Genomic DNA, 16,347 nt, shown 5'->3' with positions numbered 1-16,347 from the left:
GGCCTCTTATCGAAAAGCGCCCGGACGCGCACACTGGACCCGTTCAAACAAAGGAGAACACCATGTCCAGGAAACTCGAAGGGAAAATCGCCGTCGTCACCGGCGGCAGCACCGGTATCGGCCAGGCCGTCGCCAAGCGCTTCGCTGCCGAAGGCGCGACCGTCTACATCACCGGCCGGCGCCAGGCCGAACTGGATGCCGCCGCGCAGGCGATCGGCGCCGGCGCCGTCGCCGTGCAGGTGGATTCGTCCCGGCTCGATCAGCTGCAGGGTTTGTTCGACCGCATCAAGGCCGAGCATGGCAGGCTCGACGTCCTGATGGCGAACGCCGGCGGCGGCTCCATGCTGCCGCTGGGCCAGATCACCGAAGCCCAATTCGACGACACCTTCGCGCGCAACGTCAAAGGCACGCTGTTCACCGTGCAGGCGGCCCTGCCCCTGCTTGGCGCCGGCTCCTCCGTCATCCTGACCGGCTCGACAGCGGCCAGCAGCGGCACCGAGGCCTTCAGCGTCTACGCCGCCTCGAAAGCGGCGGTGCGTGCGTTCGCACGCAACTGGATCCTCGACCTGAAAGGCCGCGGCATCCGCATCAACACCCTCAGCCCGGGGCCGATCAAGACGCCGGGCCTGGTGGAGTTGGCCGGTACCGACGAAGCCAGCCAGCAAGGCCTGCTCGATCACTTCGCTTCGCAGATTCCGATGGGCCGCGTGGGCGACCCCGACGAAATCGCCAAGGCCGCGGTCTTCCTGGCCTCCGACGACGCCAGTTTCATCACCGGCATCGAACTGTTCGTCGACGGCGGCATCGCCCAGATCTGAACGGCGCAGCTTGGCTAGCGCTTCGTGATCTTTTCGAGCGTCTGCTCCACATAATCCCGCTCGTTATCCACAAACCGCAGCTTGACCGGATACCACTCCAGCGAAGGCGCCAGCCAGATGTCCAGGGTCTGGTCCTTCGAGCCCGGCGGCGGTTCGCGCAGCACGTGGACGGTGTCGACCGTGCCGATGGCGGCGCCGGCCTGCACCTTTTCGCGGCCGATCACGCGGAAGGTCCAGGGGTCGGCGTCGTGCGGGCCGACCACGAAGAAGTCCCATTCCGAGCCGGTCTTGAACTTGTCCTTGGCCGCGCGCGCCAGCGCCACCAGCTGCCACGAGATCGAGACCCGGTCCTGCTCGCCGCCCTTGATCGGGTAGCTCTTCTTGCCGTCGCTGAAGCTGATGGTCCTGGCCTCGCGGTCGAACGTCGCCGTAACCGGGTCCTTGCGGAAGCGCTTGTCGTAGTACTCGTTCGGGGCCAGGCCGAAGCTGTCGATCGTGCCCTGGCTGCGGTTCTCGGTCAGCTTGCCCAGCAGGGCCACGCGCGAATCGGTGTTGATCGTGTACTTGCCCTCGCCCTGGCGCCAGCTCAGGGTGGCGTCGCCGTTCAGGGTGAAGCCGCGCTGGCGGGCGCTGATCGAGTAGGCCAGGTCGGCCGAGGGCGGCAGGTTGAAGGGGCGCACCTGCGACGGGTGCTCGTCCGCCGCGGGCGCCGCATGCGCCAATACCGGCGCCATCGACGCCGCCAGCAGCAGGCCTGCGCCGGCCAGTTTCCACATCTTGTTCATGTCAGCTTCCTGAATTCTTCATCACGATATTGTTCACGGTCTGGGTCGTCACCGCCCCGCTGGCTTCCAGGTTGCGGATCTGCACCGGCATCCAGCCATAGTCCGGCGCCAGCCACAGGTCCAGGCGCGAGTTGTACGAGCCGGGCTTGGGCGGCCGCGCCAGGTGCCAGGTGGCGATCCTGCCCATCCGCGTGGCTATCTGTTCCTGGCCGAGCACCACAAAACTGAAAACGCTGGCGTCGCGGTCTTCGCCGACAAGGATGTCTATATTGCCCGACAATTGTTGCGGATCGCCGCGCGCGATCGCCGTCAGCTGCAGCGGCAGGCTGGCCTTGTCCTGGGCGCCCCACACTAGCGGATAGTTCGCTTCGGAGGCCGAAAAACTCAAGCGGCCATCCTTGCGATTGAAGTGGGTGGCCGTCATCGAGCGCCCGCGCCGCTTTTCCGTCATCAGGGCCGGCATGAAACCCTCGTCGCCGACCGCGCCTTCGCTGGTGAGCGTCAGCAGGTTCACGTGCGCGAACACGATCGTAATACCGGCCTCGACGCGGATCTTGTACGAGGTCGGCGTGAGCGTCCACGACAGCAGGGCGTCGCCACTCCAGCGGGTGCCGTTCGCATCCGTGCGCGCGACGTCCATCTGGATGTCGGCTGCCGGCGGCAGGTCGACCTTGTAGCGGCGCGCTTCGGGCGCGGGCTTTGCTTCAGGCTTCGCAGCCGGCTCGGCGGCCGGCTGCGGCGGCGTGCCGGCCTGGGGCGATTGTACGTCGGCCACGGCATTCGGGGCGCTCCCCTGCCCCGGGGCCTGCGTACCCGCAGCATCGCCGGGCGCGGCGTCGGGGACGGGCGCCCGCGCGCCTTCGCCGGCAGCGGCAGGCGCGTCGCCGGACTGCGCCACTTCCACCGCTTCCAGGGGCAGCGGCGGGATGGGCGGCGGCGGCTGTAGTGCCGGCTGCGGCGGCTGCAGGGGCGGCGGCTGCGCCGGCGTGATGGGCGTCTTGAGCAACTGCGCTTCAGCCGGCGGCGCCTCGCGCTGCGCCTGCTCGCGCGGCTTGCCGATCTGGCCGCTGAGCCAGTCCAGCACCAGCAGGTGCAGCAGGACCGTGAGCGCGCCGAACACGATTTTCCGGCGGCGGCGGTTCGAGGCGATAGCGAGGCTCATCCGGCTAGTGTAACGTCTATGAGCGGTATTGTTTATCTGGTAGCCTTGTCCGAGACCGATAACAGGAGACTCTGATGCTGAAACCACCTACCGCCAACATGCCCGGGATGACGGATACGCTGGACTTCGTCAAGAACCTGTGGGGTTCGATGAACCTTCCGGGTACGAACATGTCGGGCATGGCCGCGCCACCGATGTCCGTCGAAGACCTCGACAAGCGCATCGCCGACCTGAAGGCCGTCGAATCCTGGCTGAACATGAATGTCACCATGCTGCGCGGGACCATCCAGACCATGGAAGTCCAGCGCTCCACCATGTCCACGCTGAAGGCGATGGGCGCCTCGATGGCCGAGGCCATGCGTCAGTCGGGCGTGAGCGCGGAGAAGATGGCGGCCATGCCCTTCGGGCCTTTCTTCGGGCAGCCGGCAGCGGGTAACGAGGGCGGCGGCGGAACGGCCCAGCCCGGCGCGCCGGCGTCGGACCAGCAGGCGGCGCCGGACCCTGCCGCGGCGATGGGCATGCCGGCGGCAATGGCTTGGTGGAATATGCTTCAGGAACAGTTCACGCAGGCAGTGGCGACGGCGATGACGCCGGCGGATGGGCCGGCCAAAGCGGAGGCACCGGCGCCGGAAGCGCCGGCGGAACCGGAACCGCAGGCAGCGCCGAACGGCAACGGCCGCGCACGCGGCGGCAAACCGAAAGCCGACAAGGCGTAATCACGCCACCACGGCGATGCCGGCGCCGTCGGGCGCCGGCTGCAAACCCGCCAACTGCTCCATCAACTGCGCAAAGCGCTGCTGCCCCGGCAGCAGGCGGTCGACGTGGTGCAGCACCTCCTGGGCCTCGGCCCACAGCTCCGCATCGTGGCCGTGCTGCTGCATGTGCGAGACCATGATCTGGGCCGCGTTGAACAGGATCCGCTGGTTGTTCGGCACCGCCTTGCGTGCATTGCGCATCCACACCACGGCCTCGGCCAGCTTGCCGGTCTTCCACAGCAGCACGCCCTGGTTCATCAGGTCCGCCGCTTCCTTCTTCGAACTGCGGATCAGGGCCAGGCCCTCCTCGCCCATGCGTGCCTTCTCGAAGATGGCCTGCACTTCGTCCAGCAGCAGCGGGTTGTCGTGGTTGTTGCGGATCACGTAGCACAGCAGCTCGACCGGGGCGTCCTTCACGCCCACCGCGAACAGCAGGGTCGCCAGTTCCAGGCAGGTGCCGGTGTCGGGGCGCTCCGGGGTCAGCTTGAGCATCTCCTCGAGCTCGTCCCCGGCCTTGCGCGCGCGCCGGTAGTCGCCGCTCTCGTGGTAGACCAGGCCTTCCGTGATCTTGGCGCGCAGCGGAAGGTCCGGGTGCTCCTGGACGAATTCGCGCTGGGCCACCAGCAGCAGCTGCAGCGCTTCCTTGGTGTCGTTCTTCTGGCCGCAGACGCGCGCCAGCCCGAGGTAGGCATCCGGCGTCTTCATGATCGAGTACTCGCCGATCGCGATGCATTTGCGGAAGGCCTTCTCGGCCATCTGCACGTTGCCCAGCCTGAGGGCGATGTTCCCCAGGTTGCGCTGGCGCGTCACTGAATTCGGCGACAGTTTGGCGGCCCGCTCCAGGATCGCCCCGGCCTCTTCCATCTTGCCCATGTTCTGGTAGGCGGCGGCCAGCTGGTCGTAGGCGTCGATGTAGTAGCGGTTCTCGGCGATCACGCTCTGGAAGATCTGGCGCGCCTGCTCGAACTCGCCGTTCGCCATGCGGATCTTGGCCAGGCCGGCGCGCGCCCACTGGTACTCGCGCTGTTCCAGCACCTGCTCGTAGACTTCGCGCGCCCTGGCCGGCTGGCCGCTCTTTTCCATCAGCTTCGCCTTCATGCGCAGCAGGTCGAGCTCGTGGACCTTGTCGCTGCCGATGCGGGCGTCGCACAGCCTGGCCGCGCGCAGATAATCCTTCTCGGCATAGGCCTGGTCGATCATGCGGAACACCTGCTTCTTGTGCCACACGCGGTTCAGGCGCGTCAGCAGCACGCCCTCGGTGATCGGCTTGATCAGGTAGGCGTCGGGCTGGTGCTCGGCCGCGCCCATCACCGATTCGACGCTCTTCTCGGCCGACACCATCAGCCACACGGTGCTGGGGTTGACCAGGTTGCGCACGCGTGCCTCTTCCAGCACCTGCTGGCCGTTCTTGCCGTCGCCCAGGTTGTAGTCGCACAGGACCACGTCGTAGCGCACCCGCGACAACAAGCCCATCGCCTCGCCGCCGCTCGATGCCTGGTCGATGTTCCTGGCGCCCAGGCTGCGCAGGCTTTCGCGCAGCAGCTGGCGGATGCCGACGAAATCGTCGACCACCAGGTAGTTCTTGTCGGCCCAGTCGATCTCGGCGACGCCGGCGGCACCGACGGGATTCATGGCAGCCTCAGGATGAAACAGCCGCCCCCGTATGCCCCTCCATTCTCGAGGCGCAGGCTGCCGGCCTGGCCGCGGTGACGGTGCATCTTCGCGACCTTGCTGGAAAAGTAGAGGCCCAGGCCAGCGCTGTTAGTCAGGAAGTTGACCCCGCCCGCCACCTCGCGCGTGGCGATCGCGCCCGCCTTCAGCAGGGCCGGAGGATAACCGGGGCCGTTGTCCTCGACCCGCAGTTCGAGCCAGCCTTCGCTTTCGCGGATCGCCAGGCGCACGCAGTCGCAGGTGTAGTGGATGGCGTTGTTGATCGCATGCGAGAGCACGCCGACCACCAGGTCTTCGTCCAGGTGCCAGATCAGGCTGGGGTCGTAGTCCAGTTCGAGCCGGATGCCGCGCGACTTCAGCAGCACGCGGCCGATCGCCACCACCTGCTCGACCAGCTGGCCCAGTTCGACCGGCTGCAGGTCGAAGGGGTAGTCTGGCTTGCCGACCTGCTTGTACAGGGCCAGCAGCTGCATCAGGTTGTCGTTCAGGCGCTTGGTCTGGTACAGCATGTGCGCCATTTCCGGATAGGCCGAGTCGCTCTTCGGTAGAGACGAGGAAGACGGCGCAGACTGCGCGACCAGCAGCCGCTCCAGCGTGCCGGACAGCACGCTGAGCGAGTTCTTCATGTCGTGCGCAGTCGAGGCGAGAAACAGGAACAGGTCGTGGGTGTCGGGCGTGTCGGGCGGCGTCGCGGCCAATAGGTCGTCCATTTCAACCTTTCAATGTGTGAAATGTTGCTGGACGTCAATTATACCTTTAGTCGGTCTAATTGCTTACAAGAAATCAAATATCGGTGAGTTGCGGACCCCGCGACGTGCGGCGTGCGCGCAACACGAAGCGGGCCGGGTCGAGGGCGTCGACCAGCGCCGATTCCAGCGGCAGCGGCTCGCCCTCGAGCTGGGCAGCGAGCAGCTCGGCGGCCCAGCCGGCCCAGATCAGCCCGCGCGAGGCGTAGCCCAGCAGCGCGTACAGGCCGGGATGGCGCGGCACGTCGCGCAGGCGCTCGGTGCTCCCTGCCGCATCGAAGTCCGGCAGGCGGCCCACCAGCGGCAGGCGGTCCGGCGCGATGCAGCGGAAACCCACGCGGCCCTGCAGCGGCGCACCTTGCGCCGCATGGGGATCGGACAGCAGGCCGCGCAGGCGCCGCAGATTCTCTTGATGGCTGGCCGGCGAGAGCTCGGGATCGCCGTCGACGTCGTAGGTGGCGCCGGCGCTGGCCACGCCGTGCGAGGGCGGCGTCAGGTAGGCTTCGCGGCACAGCACCACCGGCAGGGCCGGGATCATCTCGGCAGGCAGGTGGCTGACCTGGCCGCGCATGGCCGTCAGCGGCAGCGGCGCCGCGTGCGGCACCTGCATGGCGCCGGCGCCGTTGGCCAGGATCAGGGTCGGCGCGCGCGCGACGATGGCGCCATGCTCGTCGCTGACTTCCCAATGCCCTTCCACCTGCGCGACACGCACGCTGCCGACGCCGAAGCGCTGCTGCAGGCGCCCGCCGCAAGCCGCCAGCATGGCTTCGCAGACGCTGCCGGGCCGCGCCCAGCCGCCCTGGCGGAACAGCCAGCCGCCGTCCGGCGCCGGCAGCCCGAGCAGGCTTTCCGCCTGCGCTTGTTCGAGCCACTCGGCAAACTCGGCGGGCAGCGCGCCGCTGGCGGCGATCGCGCGCTGCACCTCGGCGTGGCCGGGGTCACGCGCCAGCTGCAGCACGCCGCAGGCCTGGCCTTCGATGGCGCCGCCGATGCCGCCCAGGCGCTCCCAGTGGCGCAGCGCGTACAGGTAGGCGGCGCGGGTCAGGCGGGTCGGGATATTGTCGTCCCTGGAGACCAGCGGCATGAAGATGCCGGCGCGATTGCCCGAAGCTTCCATGGCCGGACGCGGGTGGCGCTCGACCAGGGTGACGTCCCAGCCGCGCGCGCACAGGCGCTCGCAGGCGGCGGAACCGGCGATGCCGGCGCCCAGCACGATGGCGCGCCGCTCGGGCAGCGGCGGCTGCGGCGGGCGCGGCTTGCGGCTGGCGAAACGCGCCTTCTGTTTATCCGGCTCGGCGCAGGCCTCGAACACGAAACCCTGCGCCTGCAGCGCCGCCACCTGCTCCGGCGTCAAGCCCTGCCCCAGCAGGCGCGCCTGCGGTGCGGCCACCCGCGCCAGCGCGCGCGCGAAGCCGGCGCCGGCCTGCTCCAGGCCATGCAGGCGGAACAGATCGACGCGCGCAGTCAGCTGGCTCAGGGCTTCGTCGATGGTGGCGCTGAGCAGGTCCAGCGTCAGCCCCGGCTCGGCTTGCGGGATGCGGTGGAAGCCCGGCAGCAGCAGGCCGCTCAAGGCGATCACGTGCAGGTGCGGCGAGCGGTGCGGGTCGGTGCGCCAGACATCGGCCAGCACCCTGAAGCTGGCGCCATCGCCATAGGCGGCGTCGAAGACGGTGCAGCGCGCCTGGCCATGCCATGCGTCCCGGTAGTCCATGGTTCAGGCCCTTCGTGCTTCCCGCGGGCGCTGGCGGCAGATGCAAGCGCGGTCGTGGTCGTCCACCATGCCGATCCCCTGCATGTAGGCGTAGATAATGGTCGAGCCGACGAACTTGAAACCGCGCTTGCCGAGGTCCTTCGAGATGCGGTCCGAGAGTTCGGTGCGCGCCGGCCGGCCGCCATCCGGCCAGTCGTTGACGATCGGCTGATGATCGACGAAGGACCACAGGTACTGGTCCAGGCTCAGGCCCGCCTCGCGCATGCGTAGATAAGCCTTGGCGTTGTTGATCGCCGCCGCCACCTTCAGGCGGTTGCGCACGATGCCGGGGTCGAGCAGCAGCGCAGCCACCTTGGCGTCGTCGTAGCGCGCGATCTTTTCCGCATCCCAGCCGTCGAAGGCGGCGCGGTAGGTATCGCGCTTGTTCAGGATCGTCTCCCACGACAGTCCGGCCTGCGCGCCTTCGAGATTCAGCATCTCGAACAGCGTGGTCTCGTCATGGCAGGGCACGCCCCACTCATGGTCGTGGTAGGCAATATATTTTGGATTGGCCATGTTGGCCCAGCTGCAGCGGGTGGTGGTGTCCATACCTAAAGTATAAACCTCGCCACTGCCAGTGTATCTAAATGTCTACATTGCAATAAAAATTTCTCAAAGAAATGTAGATTTACCAATAGCAAAGATATAGTCTGTAGGACCTCTCCTACTTTCATCTTTTTGAACATGGACATCCGCCGCGCCTATATTCGCCGAAGCGTCAAGCAAGCACGCCTGCAGAAGCGCCTGGCCGTGGCGGTCATGCTCACCGTGTCCTGCTGCGCCGCCTTCCTGCTGCGCCAGGAACCGCAACAGAAAGTCGGGAACAGCTTCACGGCCGCCGTGCCGGATCCGGCGATCCGGACCTCGCCGGAGATTAAGCGCGTGGCCGAGACGTCCACGCCGGCGGCGCCGCGGCGCGTGTATCCGTTTTCGATCGTGCCGGGCGGCGTGACCAGCCGCGCCGACATCGCCCATGCCATCCTCGCCGACAAGACCGTGGCCGCGCATTACGCCGGCTTCGCGGTGGACAAGGCCAGCCTGCAGACCGTGCCGAAGGCGCGCGCCGTCTACGTCTCCTACCGCAAGGGCGACCAGGTGTACTGGACCTCCCGCCCGGTGACCCTGGCCGAAGGCGAGTCCATCCTCTCGGACGGCCAGAACGACATCCGCGCGCGCTGCGGCAACCGCATCTCCGATACGCCCCAGCTGCCGGTCGAGGCCAAGGGGCCGGGCGAACAGGAACTCGACACGCCGGTCGTGCAGTCCACGGATGCCGGTGAAGGCGCGCTGCTGCAGACCGCGGCCGCCCTGGAGGAAGAAGCCGGCGCCGGTGAGCAGTTCGTGGCACAGGCCTACCCGAACGGCGCGGGCCTGCTGCCGGCGCCGCAAACCGCGGCCAGCCTGGCCCAGACCGCCTTCAGGAACAGCAGCATGGGCCTGAGCCTCCCTGCCTTCCCGGCCATCGGCAGCCGCCAGACCCTGCTCGCCGGCGTCTCGAGCCCGGCTTCCGGCACCACCGAAGGCAGCGCGGCCAGCAGCGACCCGACGGCGACGGCCGGCGGCTCGCTCAGCTATGGCAGCGACAGCGGCGGCAGCGGCAAGGGCGGCGATCCGGCGCTGAGCGGCGCCCTTGCCGCCACCGACGGCGGGACCTCGAGCGGCGGCACCTCGACCGGCAGCACCGGCGGCACGACCGGCACGACTGGCGGGACCACCGGCACCACCGGGGGCACCGCCACCAAGCCCGCCGGCACCGACCCGCTCAAACCGCCGGCGCCCACGCTGCAGACCGATCCCGCGACCGACGGCAAAACGCCAACGAAACCCCATGAACTGCCGGAACCGGGCAGCCTGTGGCTGACCGGCGTGGCCGCAGCCGCCCTGCTGCTGCACCGCCGCCTGCGTCCACGCAAGCCGCGCTGATCTCCGCCTCGCGTCTCAAGCGCAGCCGTCGACCAGCAGCAGCGGTATCCCCGCCCAGGCGATCGCGATCGCCGCCAGCAAAGCCAGCAGCGCCCCCGCCCGCCGCGCCAGCCCGGCGTGGCGGTCCAGCAGCGCCGCGCGCCGGCGCCAGGCCATCCAGGCGCAGATGACAAATGCCGCCACCGTCACCCCACCCAGCAGCAACCGGTCCGGCCCGCCCGCGCGCAGGCCGCCCGGCGAGCATTGCGCCGCCGCCAGCCCGTAGCTGAAGGCGAAGTGGACGATCCAGACCAGCAGCGGCAGCGTCACGCCCAGTGCGCGGCGCCAGAAGCCTTCCCTGCGTGCGTAGGTGGCCATGTTCACTCCATCAGCAGCGGCATCAGCCGCACCACCGCCACCGCCGCGATGCCCTGCAGCGTCGTGTAATGCCAGACCAGCGCGATGTTGTCGAGCGTGGCGCGGCTGCGCGGACCCAGGTGGCCGCGCCAGGCGCGCAGCGCCAGGTAGGGCGCCAGCACCAGCAGCAGGACGATGTGCAGGCCCTGGTAGCTGGCCAGCGCCGCGATCGCCGCGGCCCAGGCGCTGAAGGATGGATGAAGGCCGCCGCGCCAGCCCTGCAGGTCGAGCACGAAGGAGCCCAGCGCGCAGGCCAGCGCCAGCAGCACCAGCCAGGGAAGGCGCCGCGCATTGCCTTGTTTATCGAGACTGCGCCGCGCCAGCCACACCAGCAGGGAGCCCAGCGCCAGCAGGCCGCAGGACCACAGCGCCTGCGCCAGGGGCGGCAGCGCCGCGCCCGGCGGCGGGCACACCTGCAGCCGCATCGACACGTGCACATAGGCGAAGGCGAAGGAAGCGAAGATGCTGGCGTCGACTACCAGCATGATGACGGTGGCCCACCAGGAATGCGATGCCTTGCCGGTGGCGCCGACCGGCAGCGGCTCGCCCTCGGCCGCCTCCACCTGCTCGATCGCGGGCGGCGCGCGGTCCGACTCCCACATCCAGCCCAGCACCGCGCCCACCGCCACCGCGCCGGCGATCCAGGCCAGGAAGTAGAGCTTCACGGTCAGCAGCAGGAAGAAGGCCGAGGTGCCGAAGGCGCCCAGCAGCGGCAGCCAGCTGTCGCCGGGCAGCACCAGCAGGTAGCGCGGTTCGGCCGCGACCGCGCTGGTGGCGATGGTCTCGCGGCGCCCGGTGGCGGTGTGCGGCAGGTAGTGCCTGCCCTCCTCCACTTCGCGCGCCAGTTCCGGTTCGTCCCACAGCGGATTGCTCGATGTCACGCGCGGGATGCTGCGGTTGCCGTAATCCTCGGAGGGCAGCCATTCCAGCGTCGACGCGTTCCACGGGTTGCCGACGGCGCGCTCGGACCGGCGCAAGGTGCGGAAGGCGTCGACGGCGAACAGCGCCACGCCAGCCGCGAACAGGAAGGCGCCCGCCGTCGACAGCAGGTTCAGTCCGGTCCAGCCCATCTCCGGCGCATAGGTGTAGACCCGGCGCGGCATGCCCAGCAGGCCCGTGATGTGCATGGGGAAGAAGGCGACATTGAAGCCCACGAACATCAGCCCGAACACCCAGCGCGCGAGCGCCTCCGACAAGCGATTCCCGTTCACCAGCGGCAGCCAGTAATACAGGGCGGCGAACACCGGGAACACCATCCCGCCGATCAGGACGTAGTGGAAGTGGGCGACGATGAAATAGGTGTCGTGCACCTGCCAGTCGAAGGGGATCACCGCGACCATCACGCCGGTCAGCCCGCCCAGCACGAAGATGAACATGAAGCCGAGCAGGAACAGGGTCGGCGCGTTCCAGGTGACCTTCCCTTTCCACAGGGTGGCGATCCAGGCGAACACCTGGATCGCGGTCGGCACCGCCACCGCCATGCTGGCCGCCGACACGAAACTCATCTCCAGCACGCCCAGGCCGGCGGTGAACATGTGGTGGGCCCACAGGCCGAAGCTGAACACCCCCACGCCGAGCAGCGCCGCGATGATGGCGCGCCGGGCGACGAGGCCCGTGCCGGCGATGGTCGGGATCATGGTCGAGACCATGCCGGCCGCGGGGAGGAAGATGATGTAGACCTCGGGGTGGCCGAAGAACCAGAACAGGTGCTGCCACAGCAGCGGGTCGCCGCCGCGTTCGGCGATGAAGAAGGGCCAGTCGAAGGCGCGCTCCAGCTCCAGCAAGGCGGTGCCGGCGATCACGGCCGGGAAGGCGAACACGATCATCAGGCCCACTACCAGCATGGCCCAGGCGTACACCGGCATGCGGCCTAAAGTCATGCCGGGCGCCCTTGTAAACAGGATGCCGACGATCAGTTCGATGGCGCCGGCGATCGCCGAGATCTCGATGAAGCCGATACCCAGCAGCCAGAAGTCGGCGTTCAGGCCCGGCGAGTATTTGGTGCCGGTGAGCGGCGGGTACATGAACCAGCCGCCATCCGGCGCCAGGCCCACGAACAGGGTGCAGAAGAAGGCCAGGCCGCCGAAGGCATAGGCCCAGTAGGCATAGGCGGACAGGCGCGGGAAGGGCAGATCTCGCGCGCCCAGCATATTGGGCAGCAGGTAGACGGCGATCGCCTCGACCACCGGAATCGCGAACAGGAACATCATCACCGTGCCGTGCATGGTGAAGACCTGGTTGTAGGCTTCCGCGCCCAGCAGCCTGTTGTCGGGCAGCGCCAGCTGGGTCCGGATCAGCAGCCCGAGCACCCCGGCCAGCACGAAGAACAGGAGCGCGGTGCCAATATACAGCAGGCCGATGTTCGTGTTGTTCACCGAGGAGAAGAAGCGCCAGCCGCTTTGCGTGCGCCAGACCTTTTCCAGCTTTTCCAGTTCGCCGTCGGGGCGCGGCGCGGGGTTCGGTGGGTTCCTCGTCGTCATTGCAGGTGCTCGAGATAGGCCGCCAGCGCGCGCAGCGATTCGCCGTCGATGCCGGAGGCGGCCGGCATGAAGACGCCGGGTTTCAGGGCTTGCGGGTCGCCGATCCAGGCCGCCAGCGCGCCGCCGTGGTTGCGCAGCAGGCCGGCGCCGATCTGCATGCGGCTGCCGACGTGGGTCAGGTCCGGGCCCAGGTGCGCGCTCTCGGCCACGCCGCGGATCGTGTGGCAGTTCTGGCAGCGCTGTTCGAAGAAGACGGCGCGCCCGCGCAGCGGCAGCCCCGCTTCGGGCGCGCGCGCGGGCCTGGCCTGGTTGGCCAGCCAGGCCTCGTACTCGGCGGGCGCCAGCGCCACCACGTGCAGCGCCATGTGCGCGTGCTGGGTGCCGCAGTATTCGGCGCACTGGCCGCGGTAGACGCCGGGCTTGTCGGCGCGCAGGGTCAGGCCGGTCACGCGGCCCGGGATCATGTCGCGCTTGCCCGCCAGCGCCGGCACCCACAGGCTGTGGATCACGTCGGCCGCGTTCAGGCCCAGGTAGACCGTGCGCCCGACCGGGATGCGGATCTCGTTGGCGGTGGCGATCTCGCGTCCGGTGGCCGGGTCGCGGTAATGGACGTCCCACCACCACATCTTGGCCGTCACGGAAATCGCCAGCGCCTTGTCCGAGCTTTGCGGCACCAGCCCGGCGCTGCGCCAGGTGCTCCAGCCCAGCAGGATGGTGAGCAGGACCACCGGCAGGACGATGCCGCCGCCGGCGATCCACAGCCCGGAGCGCAGCGGCGCCTCATGGCGGCGCAGGCTGAGTGCGAGCAGCGCCAGCACGGCCAGGAAGATGATCAGGCCGGCGCCGAACAGCACCCAGGCGAATTGCCCGATCAGGTCGGCGTCGGCGCCGGCCGGATGGAGTACCGATTGCAGCGGCTCGCTCATTTGGGCTTGGACCTGAGCGTGTACAGGTAGGCCGCCATGTGGCGCGCCTCCTGTTCGGTCAGGCCCATGGCCGGCATCGGCGTGCCGGGCTTCATGGCCGGCGGGTCGAGCAGCCAGGCGACCAGCTTGTCCGGCTGGTTAGGAATGCCGTTGGCGATATAGCTCAGCTTTCCGAAGCCGTCCAGCTGCGGCCCGACCTTGCCGTCGGCGCCGCGCACATCGGGGATCTTGTGGCAGGCGCCGCACTGGTACTGGGTCACCAGCTCCTTGCCGACCTTGGCGTCGCCGCCGGGCACCTGTTTTTCCCTGGGTTTGCCGCTGCAGGCGGCCAGCAGGGCCAGGCTCAGGACGGCGCAGAGACCACATCGGCGGTGAAGGAAGGAAGTCGGCATCACGGGTTCGAAGTCACGGTAGGGCCACACGGTTGAATTCGCGGATCGGGCCGCCAAAGCGGATGACTTTTATAATAACGGAAACGATGTATTTTATTTAACACGATACGCCTAACGAATCCATGGCCGCTTCCCGTACCCGCCTGATCGTCAAGACCGCCGTCATTACGCTGCTCACCGCGGGGGGCATTGCGGCGGCCGGCGGCTATACGGTCTACCAGGCCGGCTGGTATGACATCGGCGCCTCTACCCAGCACCTGCAGCCCGTGTACAGCCTGCTGGAACAGGCCATGCACAATTCGGTGCGCCACCATGCGAAGACCATCGTCACCCCCAGCCTGGGCGACCCCGCCCAACTGCGGCGCGGCGCGGGCTTGTACCGCGAGCACTGCGCGCAATGCCACGGCGGCCCGGCCGCCCCGCCCTCCGCGCATGGCCAGAGCATGCAGCCGGTGCCGGGGCCGCTGGTCGACGCCGCCGCGCGCTGGAAGCCGCGCGAGCTGTACTGGATTACGCGACACGGCATCAAGATGAGCGGCATGCCGGCCTGGGAACTGCGCCTGGGCGAGGCCGACACCTGGGCCGTGGTGGCCTTCCTGAACCGGCTGCCGGACCTCGATGCGGCAGGCTACCGCACGCTGGCGGCAAACGACGTGGCGGCGGCGCCCGACAGTTCGCAGGCCTCCGCCGTCACCGGCGGCAATGCCACCGGCGGCGCCCTGCTGCGCGGCGACGCCGGCCGCGGCAAGAAGATCATCGGCCAGTACGCCTGCCAGTCCTGCCACACGATTCCCGGCGTGACCGGCTCCGAGGTCGACGTCGGCCGCCCGCTGAAAGGCCTGGCGCGGCGCCCCGTCATCGCCGGCAGGCTGGCGCCCACCCAGGACAACCTGATCGCCTGGATCCGCAATCCGCAAGCCATCGACCCGCGCGCGGCGATGCCGGCCATGGGCGTGACCGAAAGCGATGCGCGCGACATCAGCGCCTATTTGCTCAGCAAGTAGTCCTCAGCAAATCGCCTGTTCAAGGCGCCCGATGCCGGCACGAATCTGCGCCGGCGTGAAAGCCGAAAAACCCAGCAGCAGGCCGGGCGGCACCGCGCAGTCGGGGCCGGCGGCCGGATTCGTGTAATAGGACAGCGGCCGCACGTCGACGCCCTCCGCACCCGCGCGCGCCGCCGCTTCGGCCTCGCGCATGCCATTTGTGACGCCCACGCACAAATCCAGGCCGGCGTCGGACGGGCCGCAGGCCAGCGCGCCCTGCATGCGCGCCTGGATCGCCTCCAGCATGACGATGCGCCGTTCGCCATAGGCGTCGCGGGTGCGCCGGATATGGCGCGCGAAGTGGCCTTCCTGGATAAAATCGGCCAGCACCGCCTGCGGCACGATGGGGCTGTGGCGGTCGACCACGGCCTTGGCGCGCGCCAGCGGCTCGGCCAGCGCGGGCGGCGCCACGATGTAGCCCAGGCGCAGTCCCGGAAACAGCACCTTCGACAGGGTGCCGACGTAGATCACACATCCGCTGCGGTCCAGGCTTTGCAGCGATGCCAGCGGCGGGCCGGTGTAGCGGTACTCGCTGTCGTAGTCGTCCTCGACGATCCAGGCGCGCTTCGCCTGGGCCCAGCGCAGCAGCTCAAGGCGCCGTGCGAGACTCATGGTCACGCCCAGCGGCAGCTGGTGCGAAGGCGTGGCAAAGACCAGGCGCGCATCCGGGTAGCGTTGCGCCGCATAGGCGACCATCATGCCTTCGGCGTCGACCGGCACCGGGCAGATGCGCGCGCCGGCCACCGCAAATGGCGCCAGCGCGCCCTGGTAGCCGGGCGACTCCAGCCACACGCCTTCGCCCGGGGCCAGCAGCAGCTGGGCCAGCAAATATAAAGCCTGCTGCGAACCGGTGGTGATGACGATCTGCTCGGGCACGCAGTGCACCCCGCGCGAGGCACGCAAATAGGCGCACAGCAGTTCGCGCAGCGGCGCGTGGCCGGCCGGGCCGCCATAGCCCAGCGGGACCTGGCGGCGGCGCCAGTGGCGCGCCTCGAGCTTGCGCCAGATCTCGAAGGGAAACAGGTCCAGGCCCGGCATGCTGATGCGGAAGGTCCGCAGCGGACCCTCGTGGTGGCGCACGCGCGCCATCGCCGCCGCCATCGCTTCGCCGCGCGCGGACAGCGGGCGCACCAGCGGCGGCGCGGCTTCCGCGTCGGATGTTTTAGCTTTGGCCGCGGCCGGCAGCGAGGCGCTCACAAAGGTCCCCTTCCCCACCGCACCCTCCAGGTAGCCCTCGGCCATCAACTGCTCGTAGGCGGCCAGCACGGTCTGGCGCGAGACGCCAAGCAGCCGGCCCAGCTCGCGCGTGGCCGGCAGGCGCGCCGAGGGGGCGATGCCGCCCGCCAGGATCGCTTCCTTCAGCTGCAGGTAGAGCTGGCGGAACAGCGGCGTGGCGGAAGTGCGCTCGAGCGGGATGGCGGCGAGGATGTCGTGGACGTGCATGCTTGGCGGGGCCGGAAATTGGTACGCCCATCTTCGCCCTTATTGGCTATTCCGGCA

General features: G+C 68.8%; 15 protein-coding genes. 4 read left to right on the top strand and 11 right to left on the bottom strand.

Annotated features, from left to right (window positions below; translation table 11 throughout):
- Nucleotides 1–62 precede the first annotated feature (62 nt).
- On the top strand, nucleotides 63–818 hold the full coding sequence (locus LQV39_RS09530) for an SDR family NAD(P)-dependent oxidoreductase (RefSeq protein WP_230024658.1): 756 nt from the start codon (nucleotides 63–65) through the stop codon (nucleotides 816–818).
- A gap of 14 nt (nucleotides 819–832) precedes the next feature.
- On the opposite strand, the gene LQV39_RS09525 is transcribed toward LQV39_RS09530, so the two are convergent.
- Together LQV39_RS09525 and LQV39_RS09520 are read right to left on the bottom strand one after the other, a co-directional pair.
- Nucleotides 833–1,603, bottom strand: a complete 771-nt coding sequence (locus tag LQV39_RS09525) for a DUF3108 domain-containing protein (protein WP_230024656.1) — start codon at nucleotides 1,601–1,603, stop codon at nucleotides 833–835.
- Between the two features lies 1 nt (nucleotide 1,604).
- Nucleotides 1,605–2,765 (bottom strand): DUF3108 domain-containing protein, encoded by a 1,161-nt coding sequence (locus tag LQV39_RS09520; RefSeq protein ID WP_230024654.1) that lies wholly within the window; start codon nucleotides 2,763–2,765, stop codon nucleotides 1,605–1,607.
- A gap of 74 nt (nucleotides 2,766–2,839) precedes the next feature.
- Here LQV39_RS09520 and LQV39_RS09515 point away from each other — a divergent pair, with 74 nt between their 5' ends.
- Nucleotides 2,840–3,481, top strand: coding sequence for a PhaM family polyhydroxyalkanoate granule multifunctional regulatory protein (locus LQV39_RS09515; protein WP_230024652.1), 642 nt, complete (start codon nucleotides 2,840–2,842; stop codon nucleotides 3,479–3,481).
- On the opposite strand, the gene LQV39_RS09510 is transcribed toward LQV39_RS09515, so the two are convergent.
- From LQV39_RS09510 to LQV39_RS09495, 4 genes are all read right to left on the bottom strand, one after another.
- Nucleotides 3,482–5,152: a tetratricopeptide repeat-containing response regulator gene (locus LQV39_RS09510; protein ID WP_230024647.1), complete on the bottom strand. Its 1,671-nt coding sequence runs from the start codon at nucleotides 5,150–5,152 to the stop codon at nucleotides 3,482–3,484.
- Nucleotides 5,149–5,901 carry a sensor histidine kinase KdpD gene (locus LQV39_RS09505; RefSeq protein WP_230024640.1) on the bottom strand — a complete coding sequence of 251 codons (753 nt, stop codon included), beginning with the start codon at nucleotides 5,899–5,901 and terminating at the stop codon, nucleotides 5,149–5,151. Before LQV39_RS09505 ends, LQV39_RS09510 begins: the two co-directional genes overlap by 4 nt.
- Before the next feature lie 73 nt (nucleotides 5,902–5,974).
- Complete coding sequence (gene mnmC / locus LQV39_RS09500; protein WP_230024634.1) at nucleotides 5,975–7,648, bottom strand: FAD-dependent 5-carboxymethylaminomethyl-2-thiouridine(34) oxidoreductase MnmC; 1,674 nt, start codon at nucleotides 7,646–7,648, stop codon at nucleotides 5,975–5,977.
- 3 nt (nucleotides 7,649–7,651) lie between these two features.
- Nucleotides 7,652–8,236, bottom strand: coding sequence for a DNA-3-methyladenine glycosylase I (locus LQV39_RS09495; RefSeq protein ID WP_230024618.1), 585 nt, complete (start codon nucleotides 8,234–8,236; stop codon nucleotides 7,652–7,654).
- A 135-nt stretch (nucleotides 8,237–8,371) separates the two neighbouring features.
- Between LQV39_RS09495 and LQV39_RS09490 the strand changes: the two genes are divergently transcribed.
- Nucleotides 8,372–9,610 (top strand): hypothetical protein, encoded by a 1,239-nt coding sequence (locus tag LQV39_RS09490; protein ID WP_230024611.1) that lies wholly within the window; start codon nucleotides 8,372–8,374, stop codon nucleotides 9,608–9,610.
- Between the two features lie 15 nt (nucleotides 9,611–9,625).
- Here the strand turns inward: LQV39_RS09490 and LQV39_RS09485 are convergent, their stop codons facing one another.
- From LQV39_RS09485 to LQV39_RS09470, 4 genes are read right to left on the bottom strand one after another with little or no spacing between them, the layout of a single operon-like run.
- The gene (locus LQV39_RS09485; protein WP_230024604.1) at nucleotides 9,626–9,967 is read right to left on the bottom strand and encodes a hypothetical protein; all 342 of its coding nucleotides are present in this window, start codon (nucleotides 9,965–9,967) and stop codon (nucleotides 9,626–9,628) included.
- Between the two features lie 2 nt (nucleotides 9,968–9,969).
- Nucleotides 9,970–12,486: a cytochrome c oxidase subunit I gene (gene ctaD / locus LQV39_RS09480; protein WP_230024597.1), complete on the bottom strand. Its 2,517-nt coding sequence runs from the start codon at nucleotides 12,484–12,486 to the stop codon at nucleotides 9,970–9,972.
- Nucleotides 12,483–13,412 carry a c-type cytochrome gene (locus LQV39_RS09475; protein WP_230024590.1) on the bottom strand — a complete coding sequence of 310 codons (930 nt, stop codon included), beginning with the start codon at nucleotides 13,410–13,412 and terminating at the stop codon, nucleotides 12,483–12,485. Before LQV39_RS09475 ends, ctaD begins: the two co-directional genes overlap by 4 nt.
- A complete protein-coding gene (locus LQV39_RS09470; protein ID WP_230024583.1) occupies nucleotides 13,409–13,804 on the bottom strand; it encodes a cytochrome c family protein in 396 nt (131 codons plus the stop codon). The genes LQV39_RS09475 and LQV39_RS09470 overlap by 4 nt, the downstream gene beginning before the upstream one ends.
- A 122-nt stretch (nucleotides 13,805–13,926) precedes the next feature.
- Between LQV39_RS09470 and LQV39_RS09465 the strand changes: the two genes are divergently transcribed.
- Nucleotides 13,927–14,808, top strand: coding sequence for a c-type cytochrome (locus tag LQV39_RS09465; RefSeq protein ID WP_230024576.1), 882 nt, complete (start codon nucleotides 13,927–13,929; stop codon nucleotides 14,806–14,808).
- A 3-nt stretch (nucleotides 14,809–14,811) separates the two neighbouring features.
- Here the strand turns inward: LQV39_RS09465 and LQV39_RS09460 are convergent, their stop codons facing one another.
- Nucleotides 14,812–16,290: a PLP-dependent aminotransferase family protein gene (locus tag LQV39_RS09460; protein ID WP_230024573.1), complete on the bottom strand. Its 1,479-nt coding sequence runs from the start codon at nucleotides 16,288–16,290 to the stop codon at nucleotides 14,812–14,814.
- Between the last annotated feature and the right edge of the window lie 57 nt (nucleotides 16,291–16,347).

The sequence above is a fragment of the Massilia sp. Bi118 genome, assembly GCF_918697865.1.
In the GTDB taxonomy this organism is placed as follows: domain Bacteria; phylum Pseudomonadota; class Gammaproteobacteria; order Burkholderiales; family Burkholderiaceae_D; genus Telluria.
Note: the sequence above shows the minus strand (reverse complement) of the source record. Positions and strands in the feature narration are given on the sequence as shown.

Bases quoted from the DNA above. Each gene is read 5' to 3' on its own strand.
- LQV39_RS09530 (WP_230024658.1), top strand. From the start codon at position 63: ATGTCCAGGAAACTCGAAGGGAAAATCGCCGTCGTCACCGGCGGCAGC.
- LQV39_RS09525 (WP_230024656.1), bottom strand. From the start codon at position 1,603: ATGAACAAGATGTGGAAACTGGCCGGCGCAGGCCTGCTGCTGGCGGCG.
- LQV39_RS09520 (WP_230024654.1), bottom strand. From the start codon at position 2,765: ATGAGCCTCGCTATCGCCTCGAACCGCCGCCGCCGGAAAATCGTGTTC.
- LQV39_RS09515 (WP_230024652.1), top strand. From the start codon at position 2,840: ATGCTGAAACCACCTACCGCCAACATGCCCGGGATGACGGATACGCTG.
- LQV39_RS09510 (WP_230024647.1), bottom strand. From the start codon at position 5,152: ATGAATCCCGTCGGTGCCGCCGGCGTCGCCGAGATCGACTGGGCCGAC.
- LQV39_RS09505 (WP_230024640.1), bottom strand. From the start codon at position 5,901: ATGGACGACCTATTGGCCGCGACGCCGCCCGACACGCCCGACACCCAC.
- mnmC (WP_230024634.1), bottom strand. From the start codon at position 7,648: ATGGACTACCGGGACGCATGGCATGGCCAGGCGCGCTGCACCGTCTTC.
- LQV39_RS09495 (WP_230024618.1), bottom strand. From the start codon at position 8,236: ATGGACACCACCACCCGCTGCAGCTGGGCCAACATGGCCAATCCAAAA.
- LQV39_RS09490 (WP_230024611.1), top strand. From the start codon at position 8,372: ATGGACATCCGCCGCGCCTATATTCGCCGAAGCGTCAAGCAAGCACGC.
- LQV39_RS09485 (WP_230024604.1), bottom strand. From the start codon at position 9,967: ATGGCCACCTACGCACGCAGGGAAGGCTTCTGGCGCCGCGCACTGGGC.
- ctaD (WP_230024597.1), bottom strand. From the start codon at position 12,486: ATGACGACGAGGAACCCACCGAACCCCGCGCCGCGCCCCGACGGCGAA.
- LQV39_RS09475 (WP_230024590.1), bottom strand. From the start codon at position 13,412: ATGAGCGAGCCGCTGCAATCGGTACTCCATCCGGCCGGCGCCGACGCC.
- LQV39_RS09470 (WP_230024583.1), bottom strand. From the start codon at position 13,804: ATGCCGACTTCCTTCCTTCACCGCCGATGTGGTCTCTGCGCCGTCCTG.
- LQV39_RS09465 (WP_230024576.1), top strand. From the start codon at position 13,927: ATGGCCGCTTCCCGTACCCGCCTGATCGTCAAGACCGCCGTCATTACG.
- LQV39_RS09460 (WP_230024573.1), bottom strand. From the start codon at position 16,290: ATGCACGTCCACGACATCCTCGCCGCCATCCCGCTCGAGCGCACTTCC.